The sequence below is a fragment of the Intrasporangium zincisolvens genome (genome assembly GCF_034724055.1).
In the GTDB taxonomy this organism is placed as follows: domain Bacteria; phylum Actinomycetota; class Actinomycetes; order Actinomycetales; family Dermatophilaceae; genus Monashia; species Monashia zincisolvens.
On sequence record NZ_JAWIIL010000010.1, the window covers coordinates 20670 to 35614 of the forward strand.

Annotated in this window: 18 protein-coding genes; 5 read left to right on the top strand and 13 right to left on the bottom strand. The window is 73.2% G+C overall.

The genetic code is table 11. The annotated features are described in order from the left end of the window. Positions 1-7 precede the first annotated feature (7 nt). Positions 8-757, top strand: coding sequence for a hypothetical protein (locus RY076_RS19695; RefSeq protein ID WP_323101023.1), 750 nt, complete (start codon positions 8-10; stop codon positions 755-757). Between the two features lie 33 nt (positions 758-790). Here the strand turns inward: RY076_RS19695 and RY076_RS19700 are convergent, their stop codons facing one another. From RY076_RS19700 to RY076_RS19725, 6 genes are all read right to left on the bottom strand, one after another. Next, positions 791-1456 (bottom strand): MBL fold metallo-hydrolase, encoded by a 666-nt coding sequence (locus tag RY076_RS19700; protein WP_323101024.1) that lies wholly within the window; start codon positions 1454-1456, stop codon positions 791-793. After that, on the bottom strand, positions 1453-2535 hold the full coding sequence (locus RY076_RS19705; RefSeq protein WP_323101026.1) for an S-(hydroxymethyl)mycothiol dehydrogenase: 1083 nt from the start codon (positions 2533-2535) through the stop codon (positions 1453-1455). Before RY076_RS19705 ends, RY076_RS19700 begins: the two co-directional genes overlap by 4 nt. Before the next feature lie 83 nt (positions 2536-2618). Further along, on the bottom strand, positions 2619-3107 hold the full coding sequence (ispF, locus tag RY076_RS19710; protein WP_323101028.1) for a 2-C-methyl-D-erythritol 2,4-cyclodiphosphate synthase: 489 nt from the start codon (positions 3105-3107) through the stop codon (positions 2619-2621). After that, positions 3104-3892 carry an SDR family oxidoreductase gene (locus tag RY076_RS19715; RefSeq protein WP_323101029.1) on the bottom strand — a complete coding sequence of 263 codons (789 nt, stop codon included), beginning with the start codon at positions 3890-3892 and terminating at the stop codon, positions 3104-3106. Before RY076_RS19715 ends, ispF begins: the two co-directional genes overlap by 4 nt. Before the next feature lie 78 nt (positions 3893-3970). Continuing rightward, positions 3971-4651: a 2-C-methyl-D-erythritol 4-phosphate cytidylyltransferase gene (gene ispD, locus RY076_RS19720; RefSeq protein WP_413785806.1), complete on the bottom strand. Its 681-nt coding sequence runs from the start codon at positions 4649-4651 to the stop codon at positions 3971-3973. A gap of 50 nt (positions 4652-4701) precedes the next feature. Further along, positions 4702-5184 carry a CarD family transcriptional regulator gene (locus RY076_RS19725; protein ID WP_076261794.1) on the bottom strand — a complete coding sequence of 161 codons (483 nt, stop codon included), beginning with the start codon at positions 5182-5184 and terminating at the stop codon, positions 4702-4704. 369 nt (positions 5185-5553) lie between these two features. Here RY076_RS19725 and RY076_RS19730 point away from each other — a divergent pair, with 369 nt between their 5' ends. Further along, positions 5554-6066 (top strand): hypothetical protein, encoded by a 513-nt coding sequence (locus RY076_RS19730; RefSeq protein WP_323101032.1) that lies wholly within the window; start codon positions 5554-5556, stop codon positions 6064-6066. Between the two features lie 100 nt (positions 6067-6166). On the opposite strand, the gene RY076_RS19735 is transcribed toward RY076_RS19730, so the two are convergent. Then, a complete protein-coding gene (locus RY076_RS19735) occupies positions 6167-6850 on the bottom strand; it encodes a response regulator transcription factor (protein ID WP_323101033.1) in 684 nt (227 codons plus the stop codon). Between the two features lie 25 nt (positions 6851-6875). Then, positions 6876-8174 carry a sensor histidine kinase gene (locus tag RY076_RS19740; RefSeq protein WP_323101035.1) on the bottom strand — a complete coding sequence of 433 codons (1299 nt, stop codon included), beginning with the start codon at positions 8172-8174 and terminating at the stop codon, positions 6876-6878. Positions 8175-8465: 291 nt separating this feature from the next. On the opposite strand from RY076_RS19740, the gene phoU reads away from it, so the two are divergent. Further along, the gene (phoU, locus tag RY076_RS19745) at positions 8466-9182 is read left to right on the top strand and encodes a phosphate signaling complex protein PhoU (protein WP_323101037.1); all 717 of its coding nucleotides are present in this window, start codon (positions 8466-8468) and stop codon (positions 9180-9182) included. 97 nt (positions 9183-9279) lie between these two features. Here the strand turns inward: phoU and RY076_RS19750 are convergent, their stop codons facing one another. From RY076_RS19750 to mshA, 3 genes are read right to left on the bottom strand one after another with little or no spacing between them, the layout of a single operon-like run. Continuing rightward, positions 9280-10023, bottom strand: a complete 744-nt coding sequence (locus tag RY076_RS19750) for a phosphoglyceromutase (RefSeq protein WP_323101038.1) — start codon at positions 10021-10023, stop codon at positions 9280-9282. Between the two features lie 24 nt (positions 10024-10047). Continuing rightward, complete coding sequence (locus RY076_RS19755; protein ID WP_323101040.1) at positions 10048-10569, bottom strand: type III secretion system chaperone family protein; 522 nt, start codon at positions 10567-10569, stop codon at positions 10048-10050. Beyond that, positions 10566-11849, bottom strand: coding sequence for a D-inositol-3-phosphate glycosyltransferase (gene mshA, locus RY076_RS19760; RefSeq protein WP_323101041.1), 1284 nt, complete (start codon positions 11847-11849; stop codon positions 10566-10568). The genes RY076_RS19755 and mshA overlap by 4 nt, the downstream gene beginning before the upstream one ends. 213 nt (positions 11850-12062) lie before the next feature. On the opposite strand from mshA, the gene RY076_RS19765 reads away from it, so the two are divergent. Then, the gene (locus RY076_RS19765; protein ID WP_323101042.1) at positions 12063-12857 is read left to right on the top strand and encodes a class I SAM-dependent methyltransferase; all 795 of its coding nucleotides are present in this window, start codon (positions 12063-12065) and stop codon (positions 12855-12857) included. A 130-nt stretch (positions 12858-12987) separates the two neighbouring features. Further along, positions 12988-13932, top strand: a complete 945-nt coding sequence (locus RY076_RS19770; RefSeq protein ID WP_323101043.1) for an MEDS domain-containing protein — start codon at positions 12988-12990, stop codon at positions 13930-13932. A gap of 82 nt (positions 13933-14014) precedes the next feature. Here the strand turns inward: RY076_RS19770 and RY076_RS19775 are convergent, their stop codons facing one another. Together RY076_RS19775 and RY076_RS19780 are read right to left on the bottom strand one after the other, a co-directional pair. Further along, a complete protein-coding gene (locus tag RY076_RS19775; RefSeq protein ID WP_323101044.1) occupies positions 14015-14470 on the bottom strand; it encodes a phosphomannose isomerase type II C-terminal cupin domain in 456 nt (151 codons plus the stop codon). Positions 14471-14572: 102 nt separating this feature from the next. Next, the gene (locus tag RY076_RS19780; protein WP_076261780.1) at positions 14573-14887 is read right to left on the bottom strand and encodes a DUF2516 family protein; all 315 of its coding nucleotides are present in this window, start codon (positions 14885-14887) and stop codon (positions 14573-14575) included. Positions 14888-14945: the final 58 nt, after the last annotated feature.

Genomic DNA, 14945 nt, shown 5'->3' on the forward strand with positions numbered 1-14945 from the left:
TGCGGCCATGGCGGAGCCGCGGCTGACCAGCTACGAGCGCCTCGACGGCCGCGAGGTGCGGGCCGTCGTCGGCTACCTCGGCGAGCGCGTCGACGAGTTCCTGCCCCGGCACCCCGGCCTGCGGGCGGCCACCGCCGAGCTCGGGGCCTTCGTCGACGACCTCCTCTCCGGAGAACGCCGCTGGGGCACGCGGCGGCGCGTGCTCGTGCGGGTCTCGCGCCTGCTCATCGTGCTCGTCGTGGCCACGGCGCTCGTGGCCGTCGTCTTCGCGGTGCGCGATGCGGCTGCCGACACCGACGGGATCAAGGCGACCGAGTGGATCCCCTTGCTGGAGAGCGCGATCCAGGACCTCGTGTACGCCGGCGTCGCGATCTGGTTCCTGCTGTCCCTCGCCGACCGCGTCGTGCGCGACGACCTCATGCGACGGCTGCACCGGCTGCGGTCGCTCGCGCACGTCATCGACATGCACCAGATGAGCAAGGACCCGGCCGCCCTGCTGCCCGACACCGCCCACGCCGAGCCGCAGGGGCCCGATGTCGTCAGCCCCCGCACGCTGTCGGTGCGCGACTACGGCGTCTACCTCGACTACTGCTCCGAGCTGCTGTCGCTCACCTCGAAGGCAGCGGCCCTCTGCGCCGAGGAGTCGACCGACGCGCTCGTGCTCGACACCGTGAGCGAGATCGAGACGCTGACGACCGGGATGAGCCGCAAGATCTGGCAGAAGATCAGCCTCCTGCGGGCCACCCCGCGCACCTGACCGGGCCGGCGCACGGGACGGCCGAGCGGGCCGTCAGTGGCCGCGGGCGACCCAGGCGTCGAGGTCGGGGGCCTCGGTGCCGACGCGCGTCGCGTCCCCGTGCCCGGTCAGCACGACGGTGTCCCCCGGCAGGCCGAGGACACGCTCGCGCAGCGAGTCGATGATCGTCGGGAAGTCCGAGAACGACCGGCCCGTCGCCCCGGGGCCACCCTGGAAGAGCGTGTCGCCGGAGAAGAGGACGCCGAGGGCGGGCACGTGGAAGCAGCAGGCACCGGGCGCGTGGCCCGGCGTGTGCAGCACGTGCACCTCGACGTCGCCGACCCGCACGACGTCGCCGTCGGCCAGCTCACGCGTCGGGGGGAGGTCGGGGTGGGTGCGGTCCCAGAGGACGCGGTCGGCCGGGTGCAGCGCCACCTCCGTGCCCGGGCGCGCCTCGAGCAGGCCCGGCACGGCCGACACGTGGTCGTCGTGCGCGTGGGTCAGCAGCACCGCGACAATCCGGCGGTCGCCGACGAGGTCGAGCACGGGCCCGGCGTCGTGCGGCGCGTCGACGACGACGCACTCGCGGTCGTCGCCGAGCACCCACACGTTGTTCTCCACGTCCCACGTGCCGCCGTCGAGGCTGAAGGTGCCCGAGGTCGTCGTGTGCTCGACGCGGACGCCGCCGGGCGACGTTGGCAGGGCGGGCAGGGCGGTCACAGGACCACGACCGAGCGCAGCACGTCGCCGCCGTGCATCTTGTCGAACGCCGCCTCGACGTCGCCGATGCCGATGCGCTCGGTGACGAAGGCGTCGAGGTCGAACCGCCCCTGCTTGTAGAGGTCGACGAGCATCGGGAAGTCGCGGCTCGGCAGGCAGTCGCCGTACCAGCTCGACTTGAGCGCACCGCCCCGGCCGAAGACGTCGATGAGCGGCAGCGTCAGCTTCAGGTCCGGCGTCGGCACCCCGACGAGCACGACGGTGCCGGCGAGGTCGCGGGCGTAGAACGCCTGCTCGTACGTCTCCGGGCGACCGACCGCCTCGACGACGACGTCGGCGCCGTTGCCGCCGGTCAGCTCGCGGATCGCCTCGACCGGGTCGGTCTCGCGGCTGTTGACGGTGTGGGTCGCCCCGAAGTGCTTGGCCTTCTCGAGCTTGCGGTCGTCGACGTCGACGGCGATGACGGTCGTGGCGCCCGCGATGCTCGCGCCCGCGATGGCGGCGTTGCCCACGCCGCCGCAGCCGATGACGGCCACCGAGTCGCCGCGCCCGACGCCGCCGGTGTTGACCGCCGCGCCGAACCCGGCCATGACGCCGCAGCCGAGCAGGCCGACCGCCGCCGCGTCGGCGTCGGGGACCTTGGTGCACTGGCCGGCGGCCACGAGCGTCTTCTCGGCGAACGCGCCGATGCCGAGCGCCGGCGTCAGCTCGGTGCCGTCGGTGAGCGTCATCTTCTGCGTCGCGTTGTGGGTGGCGAAGCAGTACCACGGCTGGCCCTTGGCGCAGGCCCGGCACTGGCCGCACACGGCACGCCAGTTGAGGATGACGAAGTCGCCGGGCGCGACGTCGGTGACGCCCTCGCCGACTGCCTCGACGACGCCGGCGGCCTCGTGCCCGAGCAGGAACGGGAACTCGTCGTTGATGCCGCCCTCGCGGTAGTGCAGGTCGGTGTGGCAGACCCCGCAGGCCTGGACGGCCACCACGGCCTCGCCGGGCCCGGGGTCGGGCACCACGATGTCGACGAGCTCGACGTCGGCACCCTTGCTCCGGGCGATGACACCCTTGACGGTCTGCGGCACGGTGAGGCTCCTTCGCATGGCGGGGTCGTGGACGTTCGCCACCGATCCTGCCAAACGGGCCGCAGCCGCAGCCGGGCGGTCCGTCAGCGCGCGACGACGAGGGCGGTGGCCACGGCGGCGACGCCCTCGCCACGGCCGGTGAGTCCCAGGCCGTCGGTCGTCGTGCCGCTCACCGACACCGGGGCGCCGGCAGCCGCCGAGAGCGCGGCCTCGGCCTCGGCCCGACGCGTGCCGACCTTCGGCCGGTTGCCGACGACCTGCACCGCGACGTTGCCGATCTCGAACCCGGCCTCGCGCACGAGCCGGGCCGCCTCGGCGAGCAGCGTGACGCCCGACGCGCCGGCGAGCTCGGGCCGCGACGTGCCGAAGTGGGTCCCGAGGTCGCCGATGCCGGCCGCCGAGAAGAGCGCGTCGCAGGCGGCGTGCGCCGCGACATCGGCGTCGGAGTGCCCGTCGAGGCCTCGCTCGCCCGGCCAGTGCAGCCCGGCCACCCACAGCTCGCGGTCGGACCCCTCGGGCGCGAGAGCGTGGACGTCGACGCCGATGCCGACGCGGGGCAGCGAGGTACTCACGCGTTGTCCTTCCAGTCGATGGGGCCACGGTGCACCTTGTGCGGCGCGGCCTGGGCCACCGGCTTCACGACCATGGTGTCGATGTTGACGTGCTGGGGCAGCCCGACGACGAAGGCGATGCACCGGGCGACGTCGTCGGCCACGAGCGGCCGGTCGACGCCCTCGTAGACCTTGTCGGCGGCAGCCCGGTCGCCGCCGAGGCGGGTCAGCGAGAACTCCTCGGTGTGCACCATGCCGGGCCGGATGTCGACGACGCGGATGTTCTCGCCGTTGAGCTCGAGGCGCAGCGTCTCGGAGACGACCGACGTGCCGTGCTTGGCCGAGACGTAGCCGCCGCCACCCTCGTAGACGCGCTCGCCGGCGATCGAGGACACGTCGACGATCGTGGCGCGCGCCGAGCGTCGCAGCAGCGGCAGCACCGCCTGGGTGACGCGCATCGTGCCGACGACGTTCGTCGCGTACATCCGCTCCCACTCGTCGGCGTCCGCGTCCTCCACGCGCGTCACGCCGAGCGCGCCACCGGCGTTGTTGACGACGACGTCGCAGCGCTCGAGGGTCGCGACGCCGGCCGCGACGCCCGCCGCGTCGGTGACGTCCATGACGAGCGCGCGTGCCGCCTCGCCGATCTGTGCCACGACGGCGTCGAGCTTCTCGGCGCGACGGCCGGCGACGACGACGTCGAACCCGTCGTCGGCGAGGCGCTGGGCGGTGGCGGCGCCGATGCCGGTGCCTCCACCGGTGATGAGGGCGAGGGGGCGGGTCTGGTCAGCCGGCTGCTCGGTCACGCGACCGAGGATAGGCAACTCCACGGTCCGGCGTGCCGCACGGTCCCAGGTGACTGCGGAACACGAGCGACCTGCGTGTCAGGAGACGAGGAGGCGGGTGGCCGCCTCGAGGTCGTCGGGCGTCGTCACCTTGAGGGCGAGGCGGTCGCCCTCGACGACGATGACCGGCTCACCGAGGCGCTCGACGAGGCCGGCGTCGTCGGTGGCCTCGCTCGACACGGCGTGGGCCCGGGCGAGCACGTCGCGACGGAAGCCCTGCGGGGTCTGCACGGCCCGCAGCGAGGCCCGGTCGGGCGTGGCGACGACGCGGCCCGAGGCGTCGACCTGCTTGACGGTGTCGACGACGGGGGTGCCGGGCACGACGGCCACCGCCCCGGCCTCGACGGCCGCGACGACGCGCGCGAAGACCGCCGGCGGCGTCAGGCAGCGGGCGGCGTCGTGGACGAGGACGATGTCGACGGACGCGTCGAGGGCGGACAGGCCCGCGGCCACCGAGTCGCCACGCTCGGCTCCCCCGGCCACGACCGCGAGGTGCGGCGCGTGCTGGGCGAGCTGTGCGTGCTCGGCCGCGGCGAGGCGACAGGCCTCCCGCGCCTCCTGCACCCACTCGGCCGGCGCGACGACGACGACCTGGTGCAGGCCCGGGCATGACAGAGCCCCCCGCAGTGCGTGCCCGAGGAGGGGCCGCCCGGCGAGGGGCACGAACGCCTTCGGGACATCGGCCCCTAGACGCGAACCGGAGCCGGCCGCGACGACGATGACGCCGACGCGACCGGCTCCGGTGCTGCCGTTCAGGATGAGGCTCGCCGTCAGGAGGCGAGGACCTCGTCGAGGATCGACTCGGCCTTGTCCTCGTCGGTCTTCTCCGCGAGCGCGAGCTCGGAGACGAGGATCTGACGGGCCTTGGCGAGCATCCGCTTCTCGCCGGCCGAGAGGCCGCGGTCCTGGTCGCGACGCCAGAGGTCGCGCACGACCTCGGCCACCTTGATGACGTCGCCCGAGGCGAGCTTCTCGAGGTTCGCCTTGTAGCGGCGGGACCAGTTGGTGGGCTCCTCGGTGTGCGGGGTGCGCAGGACCTCGAAGACCCGGTCCAGGCCCTCCTGGCCGACGACGTCGCGGACGCCGACGAGGTCGCAGTTCTCTGCGGGCACCTCGATCGTGAGGTCACCCTGGGCGACCTTGAGCTTCAGGTAGAGCTTGTCCTCTCCCTTGATCGTGCGTGTGTTGATCTCCTCGATCAGTGCCGCCCCGTGGTGGGGGTACACGACCGTCTCGCCGACCTTGAAAACCATGTGCTGTTTTCCCCTTTCGCGACCCCCAGATTACCACGACGCGACGCACATCGCGATCTCAGGATCTGGCATCTGCGCAGGTCAGAGCCACAGTTGGTCACTCATCCGCCTCGTCCGACGTCTTGACAGAACCGCTGTCCACATGCATCGCGCGAGCGCTTACATGCCCCTCGCCGGGCGCGCACGACCGGTCGGCGGCCGCTCCGGGCCTGCGCCACAACGGCGTCGGGTCGCGGGGCCGTGCCCGAGGGGCACCCAAGTGCCGCCGACGTGCCGCCGACGTGCCTCCGACGGGCCGCCGCCCGCCGCCGCGACGGCCGACGCGGGTCCCGACGCGACGCGCGACCGGCCGCCGGTAGGCTGTGCCCCGTGAAGCGTCGATTCCTCGTGCAGACCCCCGTGCGTCGCCGTGTCTCGGCGCTCGCCGCCGGCGTCGCCCTCGCCGCCGTGACGGCCGGGTGCCAGGTCAACTCCCCGGTCCAGACCGACGTCCAGTACGTGCCGGCCGACGGCGTCCCGGCCGACGTGGGCCAGCTCGCCGTGCGCAACCTCGTCCTCGTCGGCGAGGGCAACGGCCCGGCCGTCGTCACCGGTTCGGCCATCAACCTCGGCACCGACCAGATGACGGTCAAGTTCCAGCCGCAGGCCGCACAGGGCGCCGCGACCGCGCCGACCGGCTCCGAGGTGTCCCTCGGCCCGCGAGAGCAGGTCGACCTCGCGACCAAGGGGCTCCAGATCTCCGGTGTCACGTCCAAGCCGGGCACCCTCGTCCCGGTCACCATCACCTCGAGCACCGGCGGTACCACTGTCGCCGAGGTGCCCGTGCTCCCGGCCACCGGCTACTACTCGACGGCCACCCCGGCTCCGACCGGCGGGGCCTGAGCGCCACCTGCGCCGACACGACGACGGCCGCCCCGCTCGATGCGGGGCGGCCTCGTCGTTCGCGAGCGGGCGGGCCTGACGGCACCGCGAGCCGGTCGGGTCAGCTCGCCTCGAACTTGTAGCCCAGGCCGCGCACCGTGACGATGTGCACCGGCGTGGCCGGGTCGGGCTCGATCTTGGCGCGCAGCCGCTTGACGTGGACGTCGAGGGTCTTGGTGTCGCCGACGTAGTCGCTGCCCCAGACGCGGTCGATGAGCTGCATGCGGGTCAGCACGCGACCGGAGTTGCGCAGCAGCATCTCGAGGAGCTCGAACTCCTTGAGCGGCAACAACGCCGTCTCGCCGCGGACGCTGACGGTGTGGCGCTCGACGTCCATGCGCACGGGCCCGGCCTCGAGCGTCGAGGGCAGCAGGTCCTCGGGCTCGGTCAGGCGGCGCAGGACGGCCTTGACGCGGGCCAGCAGCTCACGGCTGGAGTACGGCTTGGTGACGTAGTCGTCGGCGCCGATCTCGAGCCCGACGACCTTGTCGATCTCGCTGTCCTTGGCGGTCAGCATGATGACCGGCACCGACGAGCGCTGGCGCAGCGCCCGGCACACGTCGACGCCCGACAGGCCGGGGAGCATGAGGTCGAGCAGCACGAGGTCGGCGCCGTTCTTGTCGAACTCGGCCAGGCCGTCGGGGCCCGTCTCGGCGACGGCGACGTCGTACCCCTCCTTCTTCAGCAGGTAGGAGAGCGGGTCGGAGAACGAGACCTCGTCCTCGACGATCAGGATGCGGCTCAAGGGGTCCTCTTCGGGATCGGGCGACTCAGGCGACGGTGTGGGAGGGGTGCTCGGTCGAGCGGGAGGGGGTCGAGCGGGAGGGTTCGGGGGCCGGCGACGCCGGCGTCTCGGGCGTCGCCGCGTCGGGCGTGAGGTCGGCGGACGCGTCGGCCGTGGTGCGGGTCGTCGTGCGAGTGGTGTCGGTCGGGACCGGTCGGGGCGGCGCGGCGGCGGGCAGCTCGATGGTGAACGTCGAGCCGCGGCCGGGCTCGGACCACACCCGCACGTGGCCGCCATGGTTGTCGGCGACGTGCTTGACGATCGCGAGGCCGAGGCCGGTGCCGCCGGTGGCGCGCGACCGGGCGGTGTCGACCCGGTAGAACCGCTCGAAGATGCGCGCCTGCTCCTCCGGGGCGATGCCGAGGCCCTGGTCGGTGACCGACACGTCGACGAGCCCGGCCGGCGTGCGGCGCACCGTGACGCTGACCCGGGTGTCGCGGTCGGAGTAGGCGATGGCGTTGCCGACGAGGTTGCTGATCGCGGTCGTGACGAGCTCGGCATCGCCCCACACCTCGCAGCCCGGCTCGATGGAGCGGGCCAGGGTGATCCCGTGCTCCTCGGCGAGGAGGCGGCTGCGCTCGACGGCGTCGTCGGCGCACGCCCCGACGTCGGTCAGCTGCGGCTCCTTGATGACGTCGGCGCCCTGCAGGCGCGAGAGCTCGACGATCTCCTTGACCAGACGCGTCAGGCGGGTCGACTCGACACCGATGCGGGTGGCGAACCGCGCCACGACCTCGGGGTCGTCGTGCGCGTCGCGGATCGCCTCGGCGAGCAGGGCGATGCCCCCGACGGGCGTCTTGAGCTCGTGGCTGACGTTGGCGAGGAAGTCGCGGCGGATCTCGTCGACGCGCGCGGCCTGGGTGCGGTCCTCGACGAGGAGCAGCACGTGGTTGGCGCCGAGCGGCGCGACGCGCGCCGACACGACGATGCGGCCCTCGCCGATCCCCTTGCGCAGCTCGAGCTCGGCCTCGCGGATGACGCCGTCGCGGCGGACCGCCCGGGCGAGGTCGAGCAGCTCGGTGTGGACGACCTCGTGCCCGCGCACGAGTCCGTGGGCCACCGCGGCCGGCGAGTTGTTGACGACCCGGTCGGACGCGTCGAGCAGGATGCCGCTCGAGCGCAGCACCGCGATCACGTCGGCGACGCCGGGCGGCAGCGTAGGCTCGGGCACCAGGATCTCCTCGGCAGCGGTCGAGCGGTCGGACAGGCGCACGGCGACCAACGCCACCCCGCCGAGGGCGAGGCCGGCGATGCCACCGAGCGTTGCCGCGGTCGTCGGGTCCACGACACCAAGCGTACGCACGGCCGACGCGTGCCCCGGCCACGCACACGGCCCGCACGCGGGCGCAGAACCGACTGTTCACCTTGGCGAACCCACCCGTTCACGCAGCGGTGCCACCCTCTGCGGGACAGGGCCGTGTCGGCCGTGTGTCGAGCGCCGCGCAGTGGCAGGGTGGGGAGGGCTGGGACGTGTCCGCAGCACCACCGTGCCGGCGCGCACCCGCACCACGAGCCGGACGTCCCGGTGCCCACACCGGGCCGGCGACGGCCCAGAACGGCTAGCGACAGGAAGAGCATGCGCGACCAGTTCCACGAGGACCTCGACACGATCACGGACCAGCTCGTCGAGCTGACCCGTCTGGCGGGGTCCGCCATCTCCCGCGCGACGACCGCCCTCCTCGACGCGGACGTCCACCTCGCCGAGTCGGTCATCGAGGCCGACCGCAAGCTCGACGACATCCGGATCGACCTGGACGAGCGGTCCATCGACCTCCTCGCGCGGCAGCAGCCCGTGGCGACCGATCTGCGCATCGTCGTCACGGCGATGCACATGAGCTCGGACCTCGAGCGCATGGGCGACCTCGCCCGGCACGTCGCCAAGGTGGCGCGCCTGCGCACGCCCGACTCCGCCGTGCCGCCCGAGCTGCGCGCGCACATCCTGCAGATGGGCCAGGTCGCCGAGTCGATCGTGGCCAAGTGCGGCTCGATCATCGCGAGCAAGGACGTCGCCGCGGCCATCGCCCTCGACAAGGACGACGACGCCATGGACGAGCTGCACCGGCAGCTCTTCGCGGCCCTGCTCGACGAGAACACGTCGTGGTCGCGCAGCTCGATCCTCGACCTGACGCTCGTCGGCCGCTACTACGAGCGCTTCGCCGACCACGCGGTCTCGGTGGCCCGACGCGTCATCTACCTCGTCACGGGCGAGTACGACTCGGAGGTCAGCTACGACCACGAGGACGCCGAGGACGCCGACGTGCTCGAGTCGATCGAGCACGACGCCCCCGCCTGACGCGTCCGCCACACCGTCGAAGGGCCACCTCCCGTCGTGGGAGGTGGCCCTTCGTAGTGCGCGGGGGTTCGCAGGGGGTGCGCAGGGGGGCTCGGCGTCAGCGGCCCTGGTTGGCGACCGCGGCGGCCGCCTCGGCGGCCGCCTCGGGGTCGAGGTAGCGACCGCCACGGGTCACCGGGCGGAAGTGGTCGTCGAGCTCGTAGACGAGGGGCATGCCGGTGGGGATGTTGAGCCCGGCGATGTCCTCATCGGAGATGCCGTCGAGGGTCTTGACGAGCGCGCGGAGCGAGTTGCCGTGAGCGGCCACGAGCACGGTCAGCCCGTCGGCGAGGTCAGGCTGGATCTCGTTCTCCCAGTAGGGCACGAGGCGGGCCACGACGTCCTTGAGGCACTCGGTCGACGGCATCGCGGCGCCGAGCCCGGCGTAGCGGGGGTCGTCGGTCTGGGCGTACTCGTCGGCGGGGTCGATGGCCGGCGGCGGCACGTCGTAGGAGCGGCGCCAGAGCATGAACTGCTCCTCGCCGTACTGCTCGAGCGTCTGCTTCTTGTCCTTGCCCTGGAGCGCGCCGTAGTGGCGCTCGTTGAGGCGCCAGTCGCGCTTGACCGGGATCCAGTGCCGGTCGGCGGCGTCGAGCGACAGGTTGGCGGTGTTGATGGCCCGGCGCTGCACCGACGTGTGGACGATGTCGGGCAGGATGCCGGCGTCCTTGAGCTGCTGGCCGGCCCGGACGGCCTCGGCGCGGCCCTTGTCGGTGAGGTCGACGTCGACCCACCCGGTGAAGAGGTTCTTGGCGTTCCATTCGCTTTCGCCGTGGCGGACGAGGACGAGCGTGTAGGTCATGCGCGCCAGCCTAGCGACGGGGGTTCAGGCCTCCGAGGCGTCGTCCAGCAGGTGACGGAACGCATCGAGGTTGCGCGTCGACTCCCCCCGCGACACCCGCCAGGCCCACTCCTTCTTCATCGAGCCGAGGAAGCCGAGGGCGAGCAGCTCGTTGAAGGCGTCGTCGCTCGCGGCGAGGACCACGCCGAAGAGCTGGTCGAGGTGCTCCGCGTCGAGCGCCGCGGTCGGCACCTCGCCCCGCACGTAGACGTCGCCGTCGGTGTCGATGGCGTACGCGACGCCCTGCAGCCGCAGGTTCTTGCGCAGCAGCGCGCGGTAGAACGCCTCGTGGTTCTCGTCGGGGTTGCGGATGACGAAGGCGCTGACGCTCGTCGTGCGGTCGCGCACGAGCAGCGACACGACGGTCTTGAGCTTCTTCTCCCCCGGCAGCGTCACGACGTACTCGCCGTCGCGGCCGCCGAGCTCCCACTCGAGGTCGACGGAGTCGAGGTAGCCGCGCAGCCCGGCCTCGGCGTCGGCGCGGACGCCCTCGGCCGGGGCCGTCACGGGATCACCGCGGTGGGGACGCCGGTGAGGCTCTCGCCCTCGTCGATGGGTGAGTCGGGCGCGTCGCTGCGGGCTCGCATGGCCCGACGGTACGCGTCGAGGAGGCGGTCGGTCGTCGCGGCCCACCCGAACCCGGCGGCGTGGCGCACGGCGCGACGACCGAGCTCGGCGCGGAGCGCGTCGTGGAGCAGGAGGGCGTCGAGCGCGTCGGCCCACTCCCCCGTGCCGTGGCCGGGGACGAGGACGCCGGCGTCGCCGACGGCGGTGGGCAGGCCCCCGACGTCGGCCGCGACGACGGGGGTTCCGCAGGCCTGCGCCTCGAGGGCGACCAGGCCGAACGACTCGGAGTGGCTGGGGACGGCGACGACGTCCGCCGCGCGGTACCAGCGCGCCAGGTCGGGGCGGGCCACCGGGCGGACGAACCGCACGACGTCGGCGACGCCCAGGGCGGCAGCCAGCTCCTCGAGGTCACGGGGCCGGGCCAGGCCCGAACCGCTCGGTCCACCCAGCACGGCGACCGTGAGGCGCTCGCGGCGCGTCGGGTCGCGGCGCACGATCTCGGCGGCCGCCCGCACGAGGACGTCGGGCGCCTTGAGCGGCTGGATCCGCCCGACGAAGAGCAGCAGGTGTCCCTCGACGGGCAGGCCGAGGTCGCGACGCGCCTGCGACCGGTCGCCGGGGGTGAACGTGTCGAGGTCGACGCCGGGCGGCACGACCGACACCTTGCCCGGGTCGGCGTCGTAGAGCTGGACGAGCTCGCGTGCCTCGTCGTCGGTGTTGGCCACGAGCCGGTCGGCGGCCTCGACGACCTGCACCTCGCCGATCTCACGACCTCGCGGCTCGGGGGCGTCGCCCTCGGCGAGGTGGAGGTTCTTGACCCGGGCCATCGTGTGCATCGTGTGGACGAGGGCGACGCGCCAACGGTCGGCCGCGAGCCAGCCGACCTGGCCGGACAGCCAGTAGTGGCTGTGCACGAGGTCGTAGTGGTCCTCGGGCACCGACAGCCCGGCGTGCATGATGCCGGCCGAGAAGGCGCACAGCTGCCCGGGCAGGTCCTCCTTGGACAGTCCCTCGTAGGGGCCGGACGTCACGTGCCGGACGCGGACCCCGGGCACGAGCTCCGCCTCGACCGGGACGTCGCCGGTGGTGCGCCGGGTGAAGATGTCGACCTCGACGCCGCGGGAGGCGAGCTGGCGGGCCGTCTCGGCGACGTACACGTTGAGGCCGCCGGCGTCACCCGTGCCCGGCTGCTCCAGCGGTGAGGTGTGCACGCTGATCATCGCGACCCGCCTCGGATCGGCCACCATCGGCATCCCTTCGTCCGCTGTCCGTGCTGCTGTCCATGCTGCTGTGCGTGCTGCTGCCTGCTGTTGCCTGCTCTCCCCGACTCAACCACGACCTCGATTCGATGTATTCCGCGGTCACCGGTGACCTGCCGCGTCCGGCGCAGACATCGGGTCGGGGGTGCGGGGGCGGCCGCGTAGGCTGCGGGCGTGGCCGGCCGCGCTCGCCCCGTCGGGACCATCACCCGGGGCACGACGAACCCGAACCGGCTCAGGCGTTGCGACCGCTGGATCGCCGGCCCACAGGCCTGGCGCCTGCGGCGGAGTCCCGGCCCTCCGGTCGTCGTCGACCTCGGCTACGGCGCGTCGCCGATCACCGCCGTCGAGCTGCACGAGCGGCTCCGCCGGGTGCGCCCCGACGTGCAGGTCGTCGGCATCGAGATCGACCCCGGGCGCGTCGCGGCCGGTCGCCTGCTCGAGCGCGACGGCCTGACCTTCCGCCTCGGCGGCTTCGAGGTGCCCCTCGACGGCGTCGCCCGGCCCACCGTCGTGCGTGCCTTCAACGTGCTGCGCCAGTACGCCGAGGGTGAGGTGGTCGACGCGTGGGCGCGGGTGCAGGAGCGCCTGGCCCCGGACGGCCTCCTCGTCGACGGCACGTGCGACGAGATCGGCCGGCGCGCCACGTGGGTGGCCGTCGACGCGTCCGGCCCGGTCAGCCTCACGGTGTCGGTGCGGATGGGTGGGCTCGAGCGACCCTCCGACGTGGCCGAGCGCCTGCCCAAGGCGCTGATCCACCGCAACGTGCCCGGCGAGCGGGTGCACGCCTTCCTCGCCGACCTCGACCTCGCCTGGGCCCGCAGCGCGCCGCAGTCATCCTGGGGTGCCCGGCAGCGGTTCCTCGCGATGGCCGCCGAGGTGCGCGAGCGGTGGCCGCTGCTCGACGGGCCGTCGCGGTGGCGCCTGGGTGAGCTGACCGTGGCGTGGGAGGCCGTCGCGCCGCGGTGAGTGGGCCCCGAAGTGGCCCGAACCGGGACAGAATCTCGCAGGGGCCGAGCCCGCCGCCGGCGTGGGGCCCGGGCGTAGCATGAGCGACATGTCGCAGGGCGGCATGGCTGCGTGGGGGCGGGGTCGTGGAGTGAGCTTCTACGCACTCGACAACGAGGGTGTCACAGCCGTGGCGAGGTACGTCGCAGACGGTTGGGACCATGACGAGTGCGTCGTCTCGATCTGCACGCCAGGCCTGAGGCGACGCGTGGAGGGCGCGCTCGCCAGGTTGGGCTGCGATCCTGCCGACGAGGAGGCCGCCGACCGCTACTGGCCGCACGACCCCGAGGCGTCGATCGCCGGGTTCGTCATCGACGGACACTTCGACGTGGACGCCTTCTGGGGCATGGCCCGCGCGCTCGTCGGACCTCAGATCTCCGGCGGCCGGCGCGTCCGCGTCTTCAGCGAGACGCTCTCCCTGCTCTGGCAGCGCGGGCTCGTCGAGCCCGCGGTCGAGCTCGAGCTGCACTGGGCCGAGGCCATGGACGTCTACGACTTCCAGCTCGTGTGCGCCTACCCCGGCCGGATCGCCGACCACGCCGAGCTCGTCGACGTCGCCCGCATCACGGCCCTGCACGTCGACCTGCACGTCGACCCGAGCACCCGGACGCACGGGTCCGAGGACCCCACCGTGGCGCGGCTGACCCCGCAGCTCGGGCTGACGCACGCGTACTCGCAGGTGTACCAGCCGCTGCCCGAGTCGGTCCCCGCCGCGCGCCACTTCGTCCTCGACGTGCTGCGGTCGTGGGGCCACGACGGCCTGACCGCCGACGCGGCCCTCATCGTCTCCGAGCTGGCCACCAACGCCCTCGCCCACGCCGTGACGCCGTTCCGGGCGCTCGTGGAACGACGCGACGGCGGCGTGCGCATCGGCGTCGAGGACGCGACCGACGCCCCGTTGGAGCGCCGCGAGCGCTCGATGGACGCCGTCGACGGGCGCGGTGTCGAGATCGTCGAGGCGCTGTCGGACACGTGGGGCGCGCAGGCGCTGCCCGGCGGGAAGGTCGTCTGGGCCGACCTCGACCTGCCGGACTGAGCGCCGTCAGGACGGGCCGGACGCGCGCGTGCCGCCGGACCCTGGGGTCCGGCGGCACGCGGAGCGGGATGACGCGTCGCGCTCAGCGCGCGTAGTCGTCCTCGAGGCGCTCGATGTCGTGCTCGTCGAAGTGGCCGAAGCCGACCTCGAGGAGGCGACCCGGCTGGTCGCCGGAGTTGCCCATGCGGTGCGTGGCGCCGCGCGGGACCCAGACGGTCTCTCCGGGGCCGGCGGTCCACTGCCGGTCGTCGACGGTGACGTCGATCGGCACGTCGAGGACCTGCCACATCTCACCGCGGTGGTCGTGGCGCTGGAGCGAGAGCCGGTGCCCGGGCTGAACCGTGATGATCTTCACGGTCACCTGCTCGTTCGACACGAACTGCTGGAACCGTCCCCACGGACGCTCGGCGACGAAGATGTCCTCGGTGGGGTTGCGGTCGCCGAGGTCGTACTCGTCGGGCCCGTGCGTGGGACGCGCGTCGTGCAGGTGCACGTCGACGTCCTCGACGACGGCAGCAGCAGGCTGCTGGTCGGACATGGTTCTCCTATCGGTTGTGAGTGCACCAGTGTGCCCCATGGGCCGCGATGCCTGCGCCCGGCGACGTCGGCGACTCCCTCGGCCCACCGGCTCGCCCCCTCCTCACCAGGGGCGGTCGGACCGCCCGCCGAGGCCGCGAACCTGGCGCAGGGCCGGACGGACGTCGGCCAGGTACACAGCCGCACCGACGAACCCGAGCAGGCCGAACAGGCTGAGGGGGTTGAGCACCGTCACGAAGCCGAGCGCCAGAGCGACGCCGAGCAGGACGAGCCAGAAGGTGCGGGTGCGCTTGCCCGCGGCGACGTAGGCGCCTTCCGGGTGTCGGAGCGCGTCGACGAAGGCCCAGACCTCGCAGCCCAGCGCGACGACGCCGAGGACGAGCTGGACGACGCTCTGGAACCCGTAGTAGAGCTGCATGAGGGAAGCGTAACCCGGCCCCTTGTGCGGGAAGCCGTCCAGCGCTCTCCCAGCGGGC